Genomic DNA, 15,234 nt, shown 5'->3' on the forward strand with positions numbered 1-15,234 from the left:
AGGCCAGTCTCTACATGGGGCTGGCCTTTTTCTATGGTTTGTTACCTGTCGAATTTACCCCTGCCTAAATGCCAGATAAGACCTTGAGAGTATCGGCACTGCCTGCCGCCTGCTAGCCTTTCGCATTAAGAGTGTCAGTATAAGCGCAATGGATAGGCATGACAGGTAAGGACAGCACAAATGAACCGGCGAACGACGACACTGACCACGCCTCCCACGGGCAGCCGCGTGACATTGGAGCAGCGGTAGAAGCACTCAAACAATCGCTGCATAGCACCAATGCCGTTGGCAGGGAGCAAACCAAGGCAAGGCACGACGAAATCGCACGGCATTTACTGCAGCAGCTTACTCAGGAGCAAAAGCTTGCGCTGAAGAGTGGTCAAACCGACTTTTGGCAGGGCCTGGGCCAGATGATGCAGCAGGGTCTGAGCAAGGCGGAGATTGTCGCAGGCGGCGCCGAACTAGCCGGTTTGCCGCCGCTAAGGTATTGCGAAGGTAGCCGTGGGCTGGCTCAGCCGGGTGCCACAACCTTTCCTGTAGTTATGTCGCGGGCGGCGACGTTTGACCGCGAGCTAGAGCAGCGGGTTGGTGCTGTAATAGGCGCAGAAGCGCGCGCCTGTGGTTACACAATGATTGGTGCCGCAAGTGGTGCAATTCTGTATTTCCCGCAGTGGGGACGCGCACAAGAATGCTATGGAGAAGATCCATTTGTTGCTGGCGAGATGGGGGCTGCTTTGGTTAGCGGGCTTCAGCGCTATGCCCTAGCTGTGGTAAAGAATTTGGGCGCACTGCCTTTGGAAGATGGCAAGTTTTCCCGCGAAACGCTGCTGGGAAACAACGCTGCGCAAAATGTGCATCTGGCGAGTTACAGGCGTCTATTGGCCAGTGGTGCGGCTTCTGTCATGACAAGTTACAATCAGGTGAACGGCGAGCTTTGCAGCCAAAGCCAATGGCTCTTGCAAGACGTGCTGCGCAAAAATTGGCGCTTTGAAGGGATTATTGTTAGTCCGTTTTTGTTCGGGATACGCAGTGCCAAGCTGGCGGCGCTGGCGGGCCTTGATCTGGAATTTCCATTTCGCTTTCTGTTTGCACAGGAGCTGGCGCCGCTCCTGCAAGATGGCAGTTACACGCAAGAGCAGCTGGACCTTTCTTGCCTGCGGCTGTTACGCCAACGCGTGCGGCTAGCGGATCTACGGGCCGAACCAATCCGGCCGGGGGCACGGGCACACAGAGCCATTGCCTTGGAAGCCGCGCAGAAGTCTCTGGTGCTCCTAAAAAATGAAGGTAGCCTGTTGCCCCTTGAGCACCTGAGCAGCCTAGCTGTAATTGGTGAAGCTGCAGGCAACGCCTTGCTCGGCGATGAGGGAGCCAGCGCAACGCAACCGGCGCATGCGGTGACCCTTTTGGAAGCCTTGAAAGCCGCCCTCTTTCAAAAAACTCTGCTAAAGCAGGATAAGGGGCATGACATCGAGCGGGCCTGCCGGATGGCAGCAGCAGCAGAAGCCACCGTGGTCTTTGTTGGTGCAAAACAGGGAGATGAAGGTGAACAGGTGCCGGATGATCTGGCAGTGCGTTTTCATCAAATCCTTCCTGAGGCAGTGGGTCCTGATGCACAACAGGCGCGACGCAGTTTTACCAGCCAGTTTAACGGGGAGGATAACGCGGCGCAGGCGGTGCAAGGCGGGGGAGATCGGGCGCATTTGGAATTGTCCCGCCATGACAAGGCGCTCCTACATGCGCTGCACGGCGTACAGGATAACCTGATTGTTGTGGTGGTTGGCGGCGGGCCCTATTTGGTCTCGCATTGGATCAGCAAGGCCAAAGCTGTTATTTGGGCCGGTTATGGTGGCCAAGAAGGCGGCTTGGCGTTAGCGCAAGTGTTGCTTGGGCAGCTTTCACCAAGTGGACGCTTACCAATGACATGGCCAATACGCGAAGAAGATTTGCCCTTGCCTCCGGCTAGCGGCAAGGCCGTCAAGCTCAATGAGCGGCATGGCTACCGCGCTCTGGAGGCCTGCGGGCGGCGGGCTGCATTTCCTTTTGGTTTCGGGCTTGGCTATACGGACATCCGCTACGGGCCATTGCTTGCAAAGCTGGTGGGAACAGGCAACTATCAATGCCTGCATCTGGAGTTCACTTTGCAAAACATCGGCGCCTACGACTGCGCCGAAGTTGTGCAGCTATATGTGCGGGCCGCTGAGGCGCGCATTGGCGAGATTACACGGCAACTCAAAGGTTTTGAGCGCGTTCGCTTGCTTGCGGGCGAGCGGCGCAAAGTGGAGATGCAATTGCCCATTAGCGAACTTGCAACATGGCACGAAGAAAGCCAAGGCTATGTTGTTGAACGTATTCTCTATGAAATAATGATCGCTCGGCATGCAGAAGATGAACAGGCCCTGCGCTGCCTCATGGATTTAAAAGATAGCAGCTTACTCGTGGAAAGTGGCGAGCTGGAAAGCAGTTAATGCAGCAGTATACCTTGGAAGGGTAATTGGGGATTGCCAGTTGCGGTGAGCACAAGCGGGAAAACTCCCTCGCAGGCCGTGGCCCTTGCCTTTTTCGGGTGACAATTGCCACCGGGATTGCTAGGCAACTAACAGTGAAACTGGCTCTATTTACCTAAAAAGCTCAAGGGCGTTTATCTCCCATGCCTGATCTTCTTATCGAACTGTTTAGCGAAGAAATCCCTGCCCGTATGCAACGTCGCGCGGCGGAAGACCTAAAAAAACTTGTTACCAATGCTGTGGTTGAGGCTGGCCTGACTTATGAGGGCGCCAAAGCATTTGCGACACCTCGCCGCCTCGCCCTGCACGTTGCAGGTTTGCCTGCTGCCTCTGCCGCGACGCGCGAAGAGCGTAAAGGTCCACGCGTTGGCGCCCCAGAAAAAGCATTGGAGGGTTTTTTGCGCGGCGCAGGCCTTGCCTCTATCGATGATGCGCAAGTGCAAAACGACCCCAAAAAGGGTGATTTCTATGTAGCAGTGATCGAGAAAGACGGGCGCCCGGCGACAGATATCATCGCCGAGGCAATGCCTACCATCATTAGCAATTTCCCTTGGCCAAAGTCTCAACGGTGGGGCACAGGCAGCTTGAAGTGGGTACGCCCACTACATTCCATTGTTTGTACATTTGGCCCAGAAACTGAAGAGCCCGAGATTGTCCATTTTGAAGTTGGTGGCATCAAGTCCGGCAATGTTACCCGCGGGCACCGCTTCCTTGCGCCACAAAGCTTTGAGGTTCGCCGTCTGGAAGACTACATGGCCAAGCTTGAAGCCCACAAAGTGGTGCTTGATGCGGACCGGCGCAAAGACATCATTTTGCATGACGCACAAAATGCAGCGCTGGCGCTTGGGCTTGAGCTGGTCGAGGATGAAGGCCTGCTGGAAGAGGTGGCCGGGCTGAACGAATGGCCAACGGTATTGATCGGCGCTTATGACGAGGCATTCCTTGCGCTTCCGGATGAAGTTATCAAGCTGACAATCAAAGAAAACCAGAAGAATTTCGTGCTGCGCGATCCGGCAACGGGTAAACTCTCCAACAAGTTTGCTCTGACGACCAATATCGAGGCGACAGACGGCGGTGCCGTGATTATTGCCGGTAACGAAAAAGTGGTTGCGGCTCGGCTTTCAGATGCAAAATTCTTCTGGGAAGGTGATCTGAAAACGAAGCTGGAAAGCAATCTGCCCAAGCTGGATAGCATTATCTTCCATGAAAAGCTGGGAACAGTGGGGCAGCGGGTCCAGCGCCTTGAGCGTTTGGCAACCGAATTGGCCAGCGTCACCGGAGCAGCACCAGCAGATGCGCAGCGCGCTGCAAAGCTTGCCAAGACGGACCTAGTTAGCGCAAGCGTGTTTGAGTTTACCGAGTTACAGGGGCTGATTGGCCGCTATCTAGCGACCGCGCAAGGGGAAACGCCCGCTATTGCCGCTGCGATAGAGGATCACTACAAGCCCGCAGGGGCGGCAGATGAGGTGCCAAGTGCGCCGGTATCTATCGCCGTTGCACTTGCGGACAAAGTGGATGTTCTGGCAGGTTTCTGGGCAATTAATGAAAAGCCGACCGGCTCGAAAGATCCGTTTGCGCTACGCCGGGCAGCGCTTGGCATTATTCGCATTGTGCTTGAAAACGATCTGCGTTTACCTCTACGCGATGTGTTGGTGCAAGCGCTGCGGCGCAATCTTGCCGATGTGGCGACAGCCCGCGGCGAAGATGCCCTGAAGGGGCTGCCCTTTATTGGCAAAGGGGAAGCCGGAGAAGATCTGGTTTCTGGCTTGTTCTCGTTTGTGAACGGCTGTGCTGGCAAAGTTCTGGATAGCTTTAGCGAGAAAGTTCCTGAAACAGCGCTGGAACGGGGCCTTATTGACGATTTGATGGGCTTTATTGCCGAACGTTTGAAAGTCGTGATGAAGGACAAGGGCATCCGGCATGATCTGATTGATGCTGTGTTTGCCCTTGGGGATCAAAGTGATTTGGCCCTTGTTGTCAAACGCGCGGAAGCACTGGGTGCATTGCTTGGCTCTGAGGATGGTGAAAACCTGCTGGCCGGTTACAAGCGCGCGGCCAACATTTTGCGCGCTGAAGAGAAGAAAGAAGGCACAAGCTTTGGTGGGGAGCCGCAAAGCGCCCTTCTCATCGAGCCTGCCGAGGTTGCCTTGTTTGAGGCCATTTGTGGGCTGGAGGCGCAGGTGGCGCCGCTGTTGGTCGCGAATGATTACAACGGCGCGATGAGCGCTCTGGCGCAGCTGCGGGCACCAGTAGACAAATTCTTTGTCGATATTCACGTGAATGCAGAGGATGCCAAGGTACGTGAGAACCGCTTGAAGCTGCTGACGCGCATTCGCCACACGATGCATCAGGTTGCGGATTTCTCAAAGATCGCAGGCTAGCACAGCCGTTTTTTAAAAATGCAAAAGCCCGGGGGATGTCTCCCGGGCTTTTTTTTGGGTTGCTTGCCTAGTAAGGCACCTTAAAGCGATTGTAGATAAAATGCAGCAGCCACGCTGGACCAATCAGCAAAAACTGCAAGTCTTTAAAAAAGGACGGCTTTTTGCCCTCAATCTTGTGGCCGATGAATTGCCCAATCCAAGCGATGACAAACACCGCCAGCGCAATTTGCCATAAAGGCCATGCAAGGCCCGCTGTTGCGAGCGCTTGGTTGCCCCAGACACACAAGACGGCAAACAGCAGCATGCCCAGCGCCAGCATAGGCGAGAGCACCACATAGTAGAGTACAGCAAGTGCTAGAACCAACGTACACCAGTTCCAATAGGGAACTAAGCGAAAGCCTAAGGGGGTTGGTATGGACCAAAGCAGAGCTGTAACAGTCCATGCTATCAGCGGCACACAAACCCAATGAATGAGCTTGTTGGTTGCATTCTGGTGACTTTCGCCATACTCGGCCAACAGCGCGTCGATGCGTCTTTGTTTTGCAGTCATGATCCCTCCCCGATCCAGTTCTGCTTAATTTAACTTGCGTTCCACAAAGATAAAATTACGCTAAAAAAAACAAACAATTCAATAGGGTTTTTAAAAAATGCAAGCAGACTATATTAAATATTTACACTCGTTCAGTTTTAAGTGATGGATATAAATTGTTTACTTGATGAAACAGCGCAACAGGCACTAAGATCAACTTGCATGATCCGAGAATCGCCTAGATGCACCGCTTACTATTTATTTTTAAAATTCTATTTGCTTCAAGTATACTCATCGCTGCTGCTCAGCCTGACGATGTTCGTCTGCGTTATGCACCGCTGTTCGCCCGGTTTGATGCCGGAGAACTAACTCGGCAGGAGAAGGCCTTTTTGCAGCTCGGTCTGGTGCTTACAGGCCTCCTGAATGAGGTTGCGACGGGAGAGTGGAAGACCAGCAGCGACGCCGCTCTTTCAAAGTTTGCTGGAAAGCGTTTTGGGCGCCAGCACATGGCGGACCCAAGCTTTTTTGTGGCAACGCGGCTATATGAGGAAACACTTGCCAAGGTGCATGGCGATGGCTGGAAGAGTGCTTGGTTTAACAGCACCGGATATACCTACCCCAGCAAGTATTGTGGATCTATCAATCAAAAATTCCGGGCTACAACGCTGTCGTGCTTTCGCGGGGCATTACTTATCAGAAGTTATGATATGAGCTATGGGGAGCATTCTGCCCTGCACGCCAAGCTGTTGCGGCAAAGCGAAGGCCAGCCAGAACCCGCCTACACAGTTCGCAACGCAAGCAGCTGGGTCAGCGCAGCGACTTTGCAAGGTGAAGAACGCCGCTACATCCGATCGCAGCTGGTAGGCGGACGCTGGCTAGCGGTGGAGGTGCAGGCGCAAGATGCGGGCCTCTCCTATGTCGCTGGTGTTAGCGCGACCATCCAATTCGGAACTCGACAGGCCATATTGCAGGGCTCGCGCGGGGTGCTGCGCTATTTTTCCGGGCTTGCCCATAAATGGCTGCGCAGTGCGCAAGTGAAAGATTTTGGGGCCGAGTTGGCCGCCTACAAGTATTGCAGGGCTTGTCGCGCCAACTAGCTATTGTCGTAGCGGCCTGTTGTCTTCATAAAAAAGGGCGGCCCTAAAGGCCGCCCTTTGCTTTAATGTTTCACGTCCTCGTGACAACAGAGATTAGGTCTCTCTATTTTGCGCATCAACAACGGAAAGTGCCGTCATATTCACAATACCGCGCGTGGTAACCGACGGGGTGAGGATGTGCGCGGGCTTGGCGGCGCCAAGGAGTATCGGCCCCACATGCAGGGCATCTGTCATGGATTTCATCAGGTTCATGGCGATGTTGGCTGCGTCTAAACTTGGGAAGACAAAGGTGTTTGCCGGTCCTTGCAAGCGGGAGTGCGGCATGTAACGCTTCAACACCTCTTGCTTAAGCGCGCCATCTGCGTGCATCTCTCCTTCCACTTCCAGATCAGGGTTTTCTTGCCAGAGACGCTCCACAGCCGAGCGCATTTTGATCGCGCTTTTACAAGTGCGGGAGCCAAAGTTGGAGCTGGATAGCAGCGCCACACGTGGAGTAATACCAAAGCAGCGGATCTGGCTTGCCGCTTTTTGCGTAATTTCTACGATCTCATCGGCACAAGGGTCTTCGGTTACATAAGTATCTGCAAGGAAGAACGCGCCTTTGGAGTTAATGAGCAGCGACAGGGTTGAGAAGTCGGTAACATCTGTTCCCTTGCCTATAATGTTCGAGATATCGCGCAGGTGTTTATCAAAGCGGCCTTCAAGGCCTGTAATAAGAGCATCTGCCTCGCCGCGCTGCACGGCCAAAGCACCAATCACTGTGGAGTTGGTGCGCACGATGGTACGCGCGGCATCGGGCGTTACGCCATTACGCCCAACAAGCGAGAACAGCGTATCGACATACTCGCGGTAGCGCGGGTCATCCTGCGGGTTGATGTATTCAAAATCAGTGCCGGGGCGCACTTTCAGGCCAAAGCGCTCACAACGGGAGGTGATCACATCCGGGCGGCCAATGAGGGTCGGAATTGCCAGCCCCTCTTCCAGCACTACCTGCACGGCGCGCAAGACGCGCTCGTCTTCGCCATCTGCAAAAATAACGCGCTTTGGCGCGGCTTTAGCCTGCTGGATAATTGGCTTCATCACCATGCCCGAGCGGAACACGAAGCGGTTCAACTGATCCATATAGGCGTCGAAATCTTCGATCGGGCGGGTGGCAACGCCGCTTGCCATGGCCGCCTTTGCAACTGCTGGTGCAATACGCAAGATCAAACGGTTATCAAAGGGGCTCGGGATAAGGTAGTCCGGCCCGAATGTGCGGGTAATGCCACCATAAGCGCGGGCAACCACATCGGTTGGCTCTTCACGGGCAAGTGCGGCAATAGCCTCTACCGCTGCCAGTTTCATCTCTTCATTAATGGTGGTGGCGCCGCAATCGAGCGCCCCGCGGAAGATATAAGGGAAACACAGGACGTTGTTGACCTGATTGGGGAAATCAGAGCGGCCAGTACAGACCATCGCATCAGGGCGCACGGCCACGGCTTCTTCTGGCATGATTTCCGGCGTCGGATTGGCCAGCGCCATCAGCAGCGGTTTTGGTGCCATCTTGGCGACCATCTCCGGTTTGAGCACCCCACCGGCCGACAAGCCGACAAAGACATCCGCATCTTCGATAATTTCGCTCAAGGTGCGTTTATCGGTTTTCTGCGCGAAGACGGACTTCCATTTGTCCATCAGGGCTTCACGGCCCTCATAGACACAGCCCTCGATATCGGAAATCCAGACATTTTCCCGCTTGGCACCAAGTGAAACCAGCAGATTGAGGCAGGCCAACGCCGCAGCGCCTGCCCCGGAGGCGACGATTTTTGCCGTTGAGATGTCTTTGCCAGCCAGCTCCAAACCATTGCGCACAGCGGCGGCAACAATAATGGCTGTGCCGTGCTGGTCGTCATGGAATACCGGGATATTCATGCGCTCGCGCAGCTTATCCTCGATCTGGAAGCATTCCGGCGCCTTGATGTCTTCCAGGTTAATACCACCAAACGTTGGCTCCAGAACGGCGATAGCATCAACAAACTTATCGACGTCGGTTTCATCTACTTCGATATCAAAAACATCAACGCCAGCGAATTTTTTAAAAAGAACCGCTTTCCCTTCCATGACAGGCTTGGAAGCCAGCGGACCAATCGCGCCAAGACCAAGAACAGCGGTGCCGTTTGAGATGACACCAACCAGATTAGAGCGGGCGGTGTAGTCTGCTGCCTTATCGGGGTTTGCAGCAATGGAACGGCACGGGGCGGCAACGCCCGGCGAATAGGCAAGGGCAAGGTCGCGCTGGTTGCCAAGCGGCTTGGTTGCCTGAATCTCCAGCTTACCTGCGCGTGGATAGGTGTGATAATAAAGGGCTTGATCGTCTAGGTTTCCGCCTTGCGGGTGCTTCTTATCTGACATTTTTGACTTCTTGGTTTGGCGTCACGCTCTTTGCCGAAGTGGGGCACTCTCCCAAGTATGACGCCCCACGCTAATCTCCCGCTAAAACGCTCTGCGTGTTTTTATGTAACAAATACTACTTGTGCCTGTTAAAGCGCATTAGCGTGCTGGTGAGAACATACAAAACAATTGCATTGAGCAAATGCCACAGAAAATGCAGCCCAATGGGCACAGCAGCGCATGCCTTCAGGTCGAAACTACGGAAGGTTACAGATACCGCAAAGGTAATGCCTGCTACCAATAAGCCATGACGGACCATTGTGCGCTGCGGTGGCACCAGGAATGCGATTACAAAGATCGCGAGAGCGGCAGGGACGTACCCTGCCGAAGTGCCCACAAGCGGACCAAGCAGTGGTGGAGACATAGCCATTGCGCCGATAAACACCGCCAGTCCTGTCGCTGTTCGCAGCCACGACCATTGCAAGAAGCTACGCATAGCAAGGGTTATATAGGTAATCATAAACAACAGGATGGGGATGGTATCTGCGAGCATCGCCCAAGTTGTCGCCACCGTATGAAACAAGAATGAACCAACCGCTATGCAGGCGATGAGACTGATCAGCAACAGCTCAGCTTTTCTCCCATCGCCCCTGCGCCACTGCAGAAAAAGGAGTAGAGCCGCCAGTGCGAACGCCCCATTGGTTATAGCGTTGATTGGTTCATTCCAGAAGGTAAACGCTGTGCGTTCACAATAGGCGTCAATATGCTGCATCAAATCCATTCAACAGCCCTCCCGTTGCTAACGCAAAGTATAGTGGTACAGCTGGTTTATCGGAAGCTCGCCTTTTGGCCGGATGTACCGCGCCGAACAAGACAACTAGGCCGAGATGCGCAGGCTCTACCAACCCAGAGCGATCACGCCCCACACTCATGGCTGTGGACTAGGCGAAAGAATAGCGAGCGCTAGCGTTTACCGGCTTGGCACGGCGGCCGAGCAACGGACCAAGCGCGTCAACATTCTGCGCAGGGTGACGTGTTGCCAATTCTGTTAGTAACGCGCGATGCATCACCAGTGGTTGGCTGGGGTGTCCGCGACCTAGAAAAGCGGGTGCGAGGCGCCAAAGACGTTGATAAAACATCTGTTTTTTTGAGAAACCGGAGGCAGATAATGGAAGTGTTCCACCAAGGCGCTGATGCTCTGCCGCCATTTCCAATCGCGAAATAAGACTTTCAACAGCGCTATCCCATTCGCCCTCAAGAATAACCCCCGACTGCATCCAAAACACCCAAGAGGATCGCGCGGCCTCATTAACCCTGCGACTAGCTTGGGACAAGGTCCAGTTTTCCTGACAGTGGAAGACTGCGCCTGCTGTATCGGCCAGAGGCGCAGCTGTGGGCGTGGCGCTTGCCTGAAGAATCACGGCGTTGGTAACCAATCCACGGGCACAGGCAGGAACAACTGACGCGAGTGTCTTGGCTGCATCTGTCTCGTTTTGTTTTACGGATAGTACGAGCGTAAACATATCAACAGTTTAGCTCAAAGCTGCAACCTGTAAAACCTTATGGGTTGATTTTGTTATTTGTTTTGTGTTTGTTCTTTTTGTGTTCGTATTATTTTCGAGAGTTTGCACATGGACCTGCCTGCAGAAGCTAATATCCAAGTATTTGAAGGGCAGAACGCTAAGGGAGCGTCGTTGCAACCTGCTGGTGCCCAGCTGCTCTCAGCGCAGGTGCGGGGCCGTGGCGCGGCAACCAATGTTTCGGGGCGTTATGAGCGCGAACAGCGCGTTGCTGTCTATGATGATTTGCAGGACAAAGAAGATCTACCTGTCTTCAAAACTGAGGTGCAAAGCGAAAAAGCGCGAACGCTGATCACGCGAAACCAATCTCCGGATATCCCGTTCTCACGTTCAATTAATCCTTATCGAGGCTGCGAACATGGTTGTAGTTACTGCTATGCTCGCCCATCACATGCACATATGGGGCTTTCTCCGGGTTTGGATTTTGAGAGGCAGCTTTTCGCTAAGCAAAATGCTGCAGCGGTGCTGATGCAGGAACTTTCCCGTAAAGGATACAAGCCACAACCAATAACGATCGGCAGCAATACAGACCCATATCAGCCAATAGAGCGCCAGCAACGGCTGACCCGAGATCTTCTAGAGGTCTTTGTAGAAACACGCCATCCCCTTGTAATTATCACCAAGTCAGCTTTGGTGTTGCGCGATTTGGATCTGCTACAGGAATTAGCTAAGGATAACTTGGTGAAGCTGCTGGTTTCTGTGACAACACTAGATCATCGCTTAAGCCGGGCTCTGGAGCCTCGCGCCTCTAGCCCGAAACGCCGCTTGCAGACGATAGAAAAGGCGCATGAGCATGGCATACCTGTTACGGCGATGGTAGCGCCGGTTATCCCGGCGCTTACCGATCACGAGATAGAGGAGATACTGGCTGCATGTGCAGCAGCGGGTGCCAGCGAGGCTGCCTATATATTGCTAAGGCTGCCTCAGGAAGTGGCAGGACTATTCCGCGATTGGCTGCTTCGCGAAACTCCAGACAAGTACAGGCATGTTATGAGTTTGCTACGCTCCATGCGCGGCGGAGCAGACTATGATGCCCAATGGCACAAGCGGATGCGTGGCACCGGCCCTTACGCAGATATGATCAGCAAGCGGTTTTCTCTTGCAAGAAAGCGGCATGGGCTCGTTCAACGAAACGTATCGCTTAACTGCGACGTATTCTTGCCGCCTCGTGGAGGGGGGCAACAGCTGGAGCTGTTTTAGCAGCATTTTTGCGAGCGGATATGTGAATGAGCACGGGTATCGACTTGTGCATATTAAAGGCCTTGCTATGAAAGGGTATGTGCAATTCTCAAGCTTCTCTATTTGATATCGCCTTCCCCGATACGCTCAGCGCAGCCTTTGAAAGCGAGCTTTCACTTAAGCTAGGAGCTGACTTGGTTGGCATCGACGAAGCAGGCCGAGGGCCGTGGGCCGGGCCGGTGGTCATTGCGGCGGCTTGCCTTGATTACACGCAGCTGCCGAATGGCTTGAACGATTCCAAGAAGCTGAATGAGGCGACGCGTGAGGCGCTATATGGCGAAATACTGGCGAAGGCTCAGGTAAGCATCTGCGTGCAATCAGCTCAGACAATCGACCAGCTAAACATCCGCGAAGCAACGTTGCAGGGCATGACGAAGTGTTACCTACGCTTGGCGAGTAAAAAGACCCATGCTTTTATTGATGGCCGAGATGTGCCAAGCGGCATTACGGGGCCAGCACAAGCACTTGTCAAAGGGGATGGCAGATGTCTCGCGATTGCCGCTGCATCAATTGTTGCCAAGGTCACGCGCGACAGACTCATGAAAAAGGCTGAAGCGCATTTTCCCGGATACGGCTTTGCTCAGCATAAAGGCTATGGCACCAAGCTTCATCAGGCGGCGCTTGCGACACTTGGGCCTTGCGCACTGCATCGGCGCAGCTTTCGGCCTATTCACGCGCTGCTTGACCCGTAGACCATAAAAAAGACCCCACCAGAAAGGTGGGGTCAATAAGCTTTAATCGAATAGGTCTTACCTATTACTGCAACAAACCAGTTGTCACTTTAACAGCATCGCTGGTGACCTTGTCGCTTGCTGCCGTGTCTTTCAGAACATCAGTCAGCACCACTTCAGCAGCCTGTACAGCAATATCCGCCGCTTTGGCTTTGACTTCCGCGATTGCCGAGGCTTCTGCCTGAGCAATTTTATTTTCCGCAGCTTGCGTACGGCGGGCAATCATGCCTTCAAGAGCTTCAGCAGCTTCTTTCGTCATGCGCTCCGCGTTCACCTTTGCGTCGGCAACAATTTGCTCTGCTTCGGCTTCTGCCTCGGTGCGTTTACGCTGATATTCAGCAAGAACGGCCTGAGCTTCCTCGCGCAGTTTGCGCGCGCCTTCCAGTTCACTCTTAATGTTGTCCGCTTGCTCATCAAGGCTGCTGCCGATTTTACCAGGCACCTTGAGGTAGACAAGCAGCGCAAGAAACAGAACAAGACCAACAAAGGCCCAAAGACTTGCATCAAACATTGTTCTGCTCCCCTATTTCATCACAGCAGCAACGGCTTTGTCTGCCACATCTTTTGATGGGGCTTCTCCGCCAATTGCAGCTTTAACAAGCTCTTGCGTGGTCTGGGCGGCAATATCACCAACCTGAGCCAAAGCGCCTTGCTTGATTTTGTCGATGCTCTCTTCAGCCTTGGCAAGCTTATCGGCAAGTTCTGCCTCTGCCTTGGTGCGGGCTGCATCGGAGGATGCTTTTGCTGCATCTGCCGCTTCGCGAGCCATTTTGCCGGCCTGCGCGCGGGCGTCGGCCAGAGCTTGCTCATAGCTGGCAACGGCTGCTTCGGATTCCTGCTTAAGGCGGGAAGCCTCTGCCATGTCGCCGGCAATGCGGTCACGGCGATCTTCCAAGATGCCGCCAATGCGTGGCAGCACTACTTTGGACATCAACAGATAGAAGAGGCCAAAGGTAATCGCCAGCCACAAAAGCTGAGAGGGATAGGTTGTGCTGTCGAATGGAGGAAAGGCACCACCGGCTTCGCCGCCGTGGGCTACTGTTCCTGTCGACTGGTGTTCGCTTGACGTGCTCGACATCACCAACTCCGTGATAGCTCTAGTGACGCTCCTAAAAAATCAGCGGTGCCGCAATTTACAACAACACCGCTGAAGATTTCTTGCGTCTTGATTGTACCGATGTTGCTTAAACAGCGAACAGCAGCAGCAGAGCAACCAAGAGAGAGAAGATGCCCAGAGCTTCGGTAACAGCGAAGCCGAGGATGAGGCGACCGAACTGGCCATCAGCTGCGGATGGGTTGCGCAGTGCGCCGGAAAGGAAGTTACCAAAGATGTTGCCGAGGCCAAGCGCTGCGCCACCCATACCGAGACAGGCGATACCAGCACCAATGAACTTTGCTGCTTCTGCTTCCATGACAAGTGCTCCTAAACTAGCAAATTTCGTCGTTTTGACTGATGGGTTCACATAACCCGGATACTACATATTCTCTTAGTGGCTCGGGTGGAGCGCATCTGCGAGGTACATGCAAGTAAGAACCGTAAACACGTAGGCCTGAAGGAATGCAACCAGGAACTCCAGCGCGGTAATCGCGATGGTAAGCGCCAGTGGCATAATAGCGGCACCGATACCGACAGCGCCGGCACCTGTGAGCATGACCACGAAGCCTGCAAACACTTTCAGGGTAATGTGACCTGCTAGCATGTTGGCGAACAAACGCACGGACAGGCTGACAGGACGGGAAAGGAACGAGATAACTTCAATTGTGGTAACCAGCGGCACAACATAGCCTGGCACACCACTTGGCACGAACAGCTTGAGGAAGCCGGCGCCATGTTTGAAGAACCCGTAAACGGTGACTGTGCCAATGACCAGCATGGCCAAGGCAAAGGTAACAATAATCTGGCTGGTGATGGTGAAGAAGTAAGGCACCATACCCAGCAAGTTTGCTACGAAAACGAACATAAAGAGGGAGAAGACCAGCGGGAAAAACCGCATGGCGTCATTCCCAGCAGCGCTGCGAAGGGTTGAGGCTACGAATTCGTAGGACATCTCAGCCATCAACTGCATGCGCCCTGGCACAAGGCCGCGCCTGTTGGTTGACAAGATTAGAAACAGTGATGCCACTGCAACTGTCAAAACCATAAACAACGAGGCGTTGGTAAAGGAGAAATCAATACCAGCGATATCCAAATCAATGAAATTGTTGATGTGGAACTGGTGGATCGGATCGATCGCGTTGCCTGAACTACCTGCCACAGGTCATACCCCTGAAGTGCCAAATGGAGCTGCGCAAAAGCGCAGCATGATTAATCTTTGCGATCTGCCGACTTGTCTTGCCGGTGCACAGGTTGAGCCATTTTGCCCGCCTCCCGCAGCACATTCAAAACGCCAGCAGCAAAACCAAGAAGCAGGAAGACAATAAGCCCCCACGGCTTGGTATCAAGCCAACTGTCAAACGTCCAGCCGATAACACCACCTACTAGAACCCCCGCAATAAACTCGGAAGACATCTTCCAGCCTTGCGAGAGGCCTGTCATAGCCCCCTCCTGCTTCTTCTTTGGCGCTTGCGCCGCGGAATAAGCATCCAGAGCGGTGTCCAGCTTATTCAGCCGTTCGGACAGTTCACTCTCAGAATTCGCCTGTTTCTGCGCTTTTCGCTGATCGTCTTTTGAGGTCATCTTCTGCCTTTCAAAACAACCCGCAGCGCCAGCCACAGCGAACCATCAAAGTCGGGGGCAACATAGTCGGGCGACCTATTGAAGTCAAGATCAGAGAGATTATCTATAAGTATATGTTTTTATTAAGCT

General features: G+C 53.7%; 14 protein-coding genes. 5 read left to right on the forward strand and 9 right to left on the reverse strand.

The window, feature by feature from the left end; all coding sequences use genetic code 11:
• Positions 1-158 precede the first annotated feature (158 nt).
• Together AYK82_RS16145 and glyS are read left to right on the forward strand one after the other, a co-directional pair.
• A complete protein-coding gene (locus AYK82_RS16145) occupies positions 159-2,465 on the forward strand; it encodes a glycoside hydrolase family 3 C-terminal domain-containing protein (RefSeq protein WP_068318397.1) in 2,307 nt (768 codons plus the stop codon).
• Positions 2,466-2,647: 182 nt separating this feature from the next.
• The gene (gene glyS, locus AYK82_RS16150) at positions 2,648-4,885 is read left to right on the forward strand and encodes a glycine--tRNA ligase subunit beta (RefSeq protein WP_068318400.1); all 2,238 of its coding nucleotides are present in this window, start codon (positions 2,648-2,650) and stop codon (positions 4,883-4,885) included.
• A gap of 67 nt (positions 4,886-4,952) precedes the next feature.
• Here the strand turns inward: glyS and AYK82_RS16155 are convergent, their stop codons facing one another.
• A complete protein-coding gene (locus tag AYK82_RS16155; protein WP_068318403.1) occupies positions 4,953-5,435 on the reverse strand; it encodes an Mpo1 family 2-hydroxy fatty acid dioxygenase in 483 nt (160 codons plus the stop codon).
• Positions 5,436-5,656: 221 nt separating this feature from the next.
• On the opposite strand from AYK82_RS16155, the gene AYK82_RS16160 reads away from it, so the two are divergent.
• Positions 5,657-6,511: a hypothetical protein gene (locus AYK82_RS16160; RefSeq protein ID WP_068318406.1), complete on the forward strand. Its 855-nt coding sequence runs from the start codon at positions 5,657-5,659 to the stop codon at positions 6,509-6,511.
• 93 nt (positions 6,512-6,604) lie between these two features.
• Here the strand turns inward: AYK82_RS16160 and AYK82_RS16165 are convergent, their stop codons facing one another.
• From AYK82_RS16165 to AYK82_RS16175, 3 genes are all read right to left on the reverse strand, one after another.
• Positions 6,605-8,899 (reverse strand): NADP-dependent malic enzyme, encoded by a 2,295-nt coding sequence (locus tag AYK82_RS16165; RefSeq protein ID WP_068318410.1) that lies wholly within the window; start codon positions 8,897-8,899, stop codon positions 6,605-6,607.
• 115 nt (positions 8,900-9,014) lie between these two features.
• A complete protein-coding gene (locus AYK82_RS16170) occupies positions 9,015-9,659 on the reverse strand; it encodes a ceramidase domain-containing protein (RefSeq protein WP_068318417.1) in 645 nt (214 codons plus the stop codon).
• Between the two features lie 160 nt (positions 9,660-9,819).
• On the reverse strand, positions 9,820-10,401 hold the full coding sequence (locus AYK82_RS16175) for a hypothetical protein (RefSeq protein ID WP_068318424.1): 582 nt from the start codon (positions 10,399-10,401) through the stop codon (positions 9,820-9,822).
• Positions 10,402-10,509: 108 nt separating this feature from the next.
• Here AYK82_RS16175 and AYK82_RS16180 point away from each other — a divergent pair, with 108 nt between their 5' ends.
• Positions 10,510-11,658 carry a PA0069 family radical SAM protein gene (locus AYK82_RS16180; RefSeq protein ID WP_082733993.1) on the forward strand — a complete coding sequence of 383 codons (1,149 nt, stop codon included), beginning with the start codon at positions 10,510-10,512 and terminating at the stop codon, positions 11,656-11,658.
• A gap of 77 nt (positions 11,659-11,735) precedes the next feature.
• On the forward strand, positions 11,736-12,389 hold the full coding sequence (locus tag AYK82_RS16185) for a ribonuclease HII (protein WP_068318430.1): 654 nt from the start codon (positions 11,736-11,738) through the stop codon (positions 12,387-12,389).
• 64 nt (positions 12,390-12,453) lie between these two features.
• On the opposite strand, the gene AYK82_RS16190 is transcribed toward AYK82_RS16185, so the two are convergent.
• The 5 genes from AYK82_RS16190 to AYK82_RS16210 form a co-directional block, all read right to left on the reverse strand.
• Positions 12,454-12,939: a F0F1 ATP synthase subunit B family protein gene (locus AYK82_RS16190; protein WP_068318434.1), complete on the reverse strand. Its 486-nt coding sequence runs from the start codon at positions 12,937-12,939 to the stop codon at positions 12,454-12,456.
• Positions 12,940-12,951: 12 nt separating this feature from the next.
• Positions 12,952-13,506, reverse strand: a complete 555-nt coding sequence (locus AYK82_RS16195; RefSeq protein ID WP_068318440.1) for a F0F1 ATP synthase subunit B — start codon at positions 13,504-13,506, stop codon at positions 12,952-12,954.
• Positions 13,507-13,612: 106 nt separating this feature from the next.
• A complete protein-coding gene (locus AYK82_RS16200) occupies positions 13,613-13,840 on the reverse strand; it encodes a F0F1 ATP synthase subunit C (protein ID WP_068318445.1) in 228 nt (75 codons plus the stop codon).
• Positions 13,841-13,915: 75 nt separating this feature from the next.
• Entirely contained in the window at positions 13,916-14,683 is a 768-nt protein-coding gene (locus tag AYK82_RS16205; protein WP_068318451.1) for a F0F1 ATP synthase subunit A, read from the reverse strand.
• Between the two features lie 50 nt (positions 14,684-14,733).
• Positions 14,734-15,105, reverse strand: coding sequence for an AtpZ/AtpI family protein (locus AYK82_RS16210; protein WP_068318457.1), 372 nt, complete (start codon positions 15,103-15,105; stop codon positions 14,734-14,736).
• Between the last annotated feature and the right edge of the window lie 129 nt (positions 15,106-15,234).

The sequence above is a fragment of the Polycladidibacter hongkongensis genome (assembly GCF_001561995.1).
GTDB classification, from domain to species: domain Bacteria; phylum Pseudomonadota; class Alphaproteobacteria; order Rhizobiales; family Stappiaceae; genus Pseudovibrio; species Pseudovibrio hongkongensis.

Excerpts from the sequence above, each read along its gene's own strand:
- glyS (WP_068318400.1), top strand. The coding sequence starts at position 2,648 with ATGCCTGATCTTCTTATCGAACTGTTTAGCGAAGAAATCCCTGCCCGT.
- AYK82_RS16210 (WP_068318457.1), bottom strand. The coding sequence starts at position 15,105 with ATGACCTCAAAAGACGATCAGCGAAAAGCGCAGAAACAGGCGAATTCT.
- AYK82_RS16180 (WP_082733993.1), top strand. The coding sequence starts at position 10,510 with ATGGACCTGCCTGCAGAAGCTAATATCCAAGTATTTGAAGGGCAGAAC.
- AYK82_RS16170 (WP_068318417.1), bottom strand. The coding sequence starts at position 9,659 with ATGGATTTGATGCAGCATATTGACGCCTATTGTGAACGCACAGCGTTT.
- AYK82_RS16145 (WP_068318397.1), top strand. The coding sequence starts at position 159 with ATGACAGGTAAGGACAGCACAAATGAACCGGCGAACGACGACACTGAC.
- AYK82_RS16175 (WP_068318424.1), bottom strand. The coding sequence starts at position 10,401 with ATGTTTACGCTCGTACTATCCGTAAAACAAAACGAGACAGATGCAGCC.
- AYK82_RS16165 (WP_068318410.1), bottom strand. The coding sequence starts at position 8,899 with ATGTCAGATAAGAAGCACCCGCAAGGCGGAAACCTAGACGATCAAGCC.
- AYK82_RS16200 (WP_068318445.1), bottom strand. The coding sequence starts at position 13,840 with ATGGAAGCAGAAGCAGCAAAGTTCATTGGTGCTGGTATCGCCTGTCTC.
- AYK82_RS16195 (WP_068318440.1), bottom strand. The coding sequence starts at position 13,506 with ATGTCGAGCACGTCAAGCGAACACCAGTCGACAGGAACAGTAGCCCAC.
- AYK82_RS16190 (WP_068318434.1), bottom strand. The coding sequence starts at position 12,939 with ATGTTTGATGCAAGTCTTTGGGCCTTTGTTGGTCTTGTTCTGTTTCTT.
- AYK82_RS16185 (WP_068318430.1), top strand. The coding sequence starts at position 11,736 with ATGTGCAATTCTCAAGCTTCTCTATTTGATATCGCCTTCCCCGATACG.
- AYK82_RS16160 (WP_068318406.1), top strand. The coding sequence starts at position 5,657 with ATGCACCGCTTACTATTTATTTTTAAAATTCTATTTGCTTCAAGTATA.
- AYK82_RS16155 (WP_068318403.1), bottom strand. The coding sequence starts at position 5,435 with ATGACTGCAAAACAAAGACGCATCGACGCGCTGTTGGCCGAGTATGGC.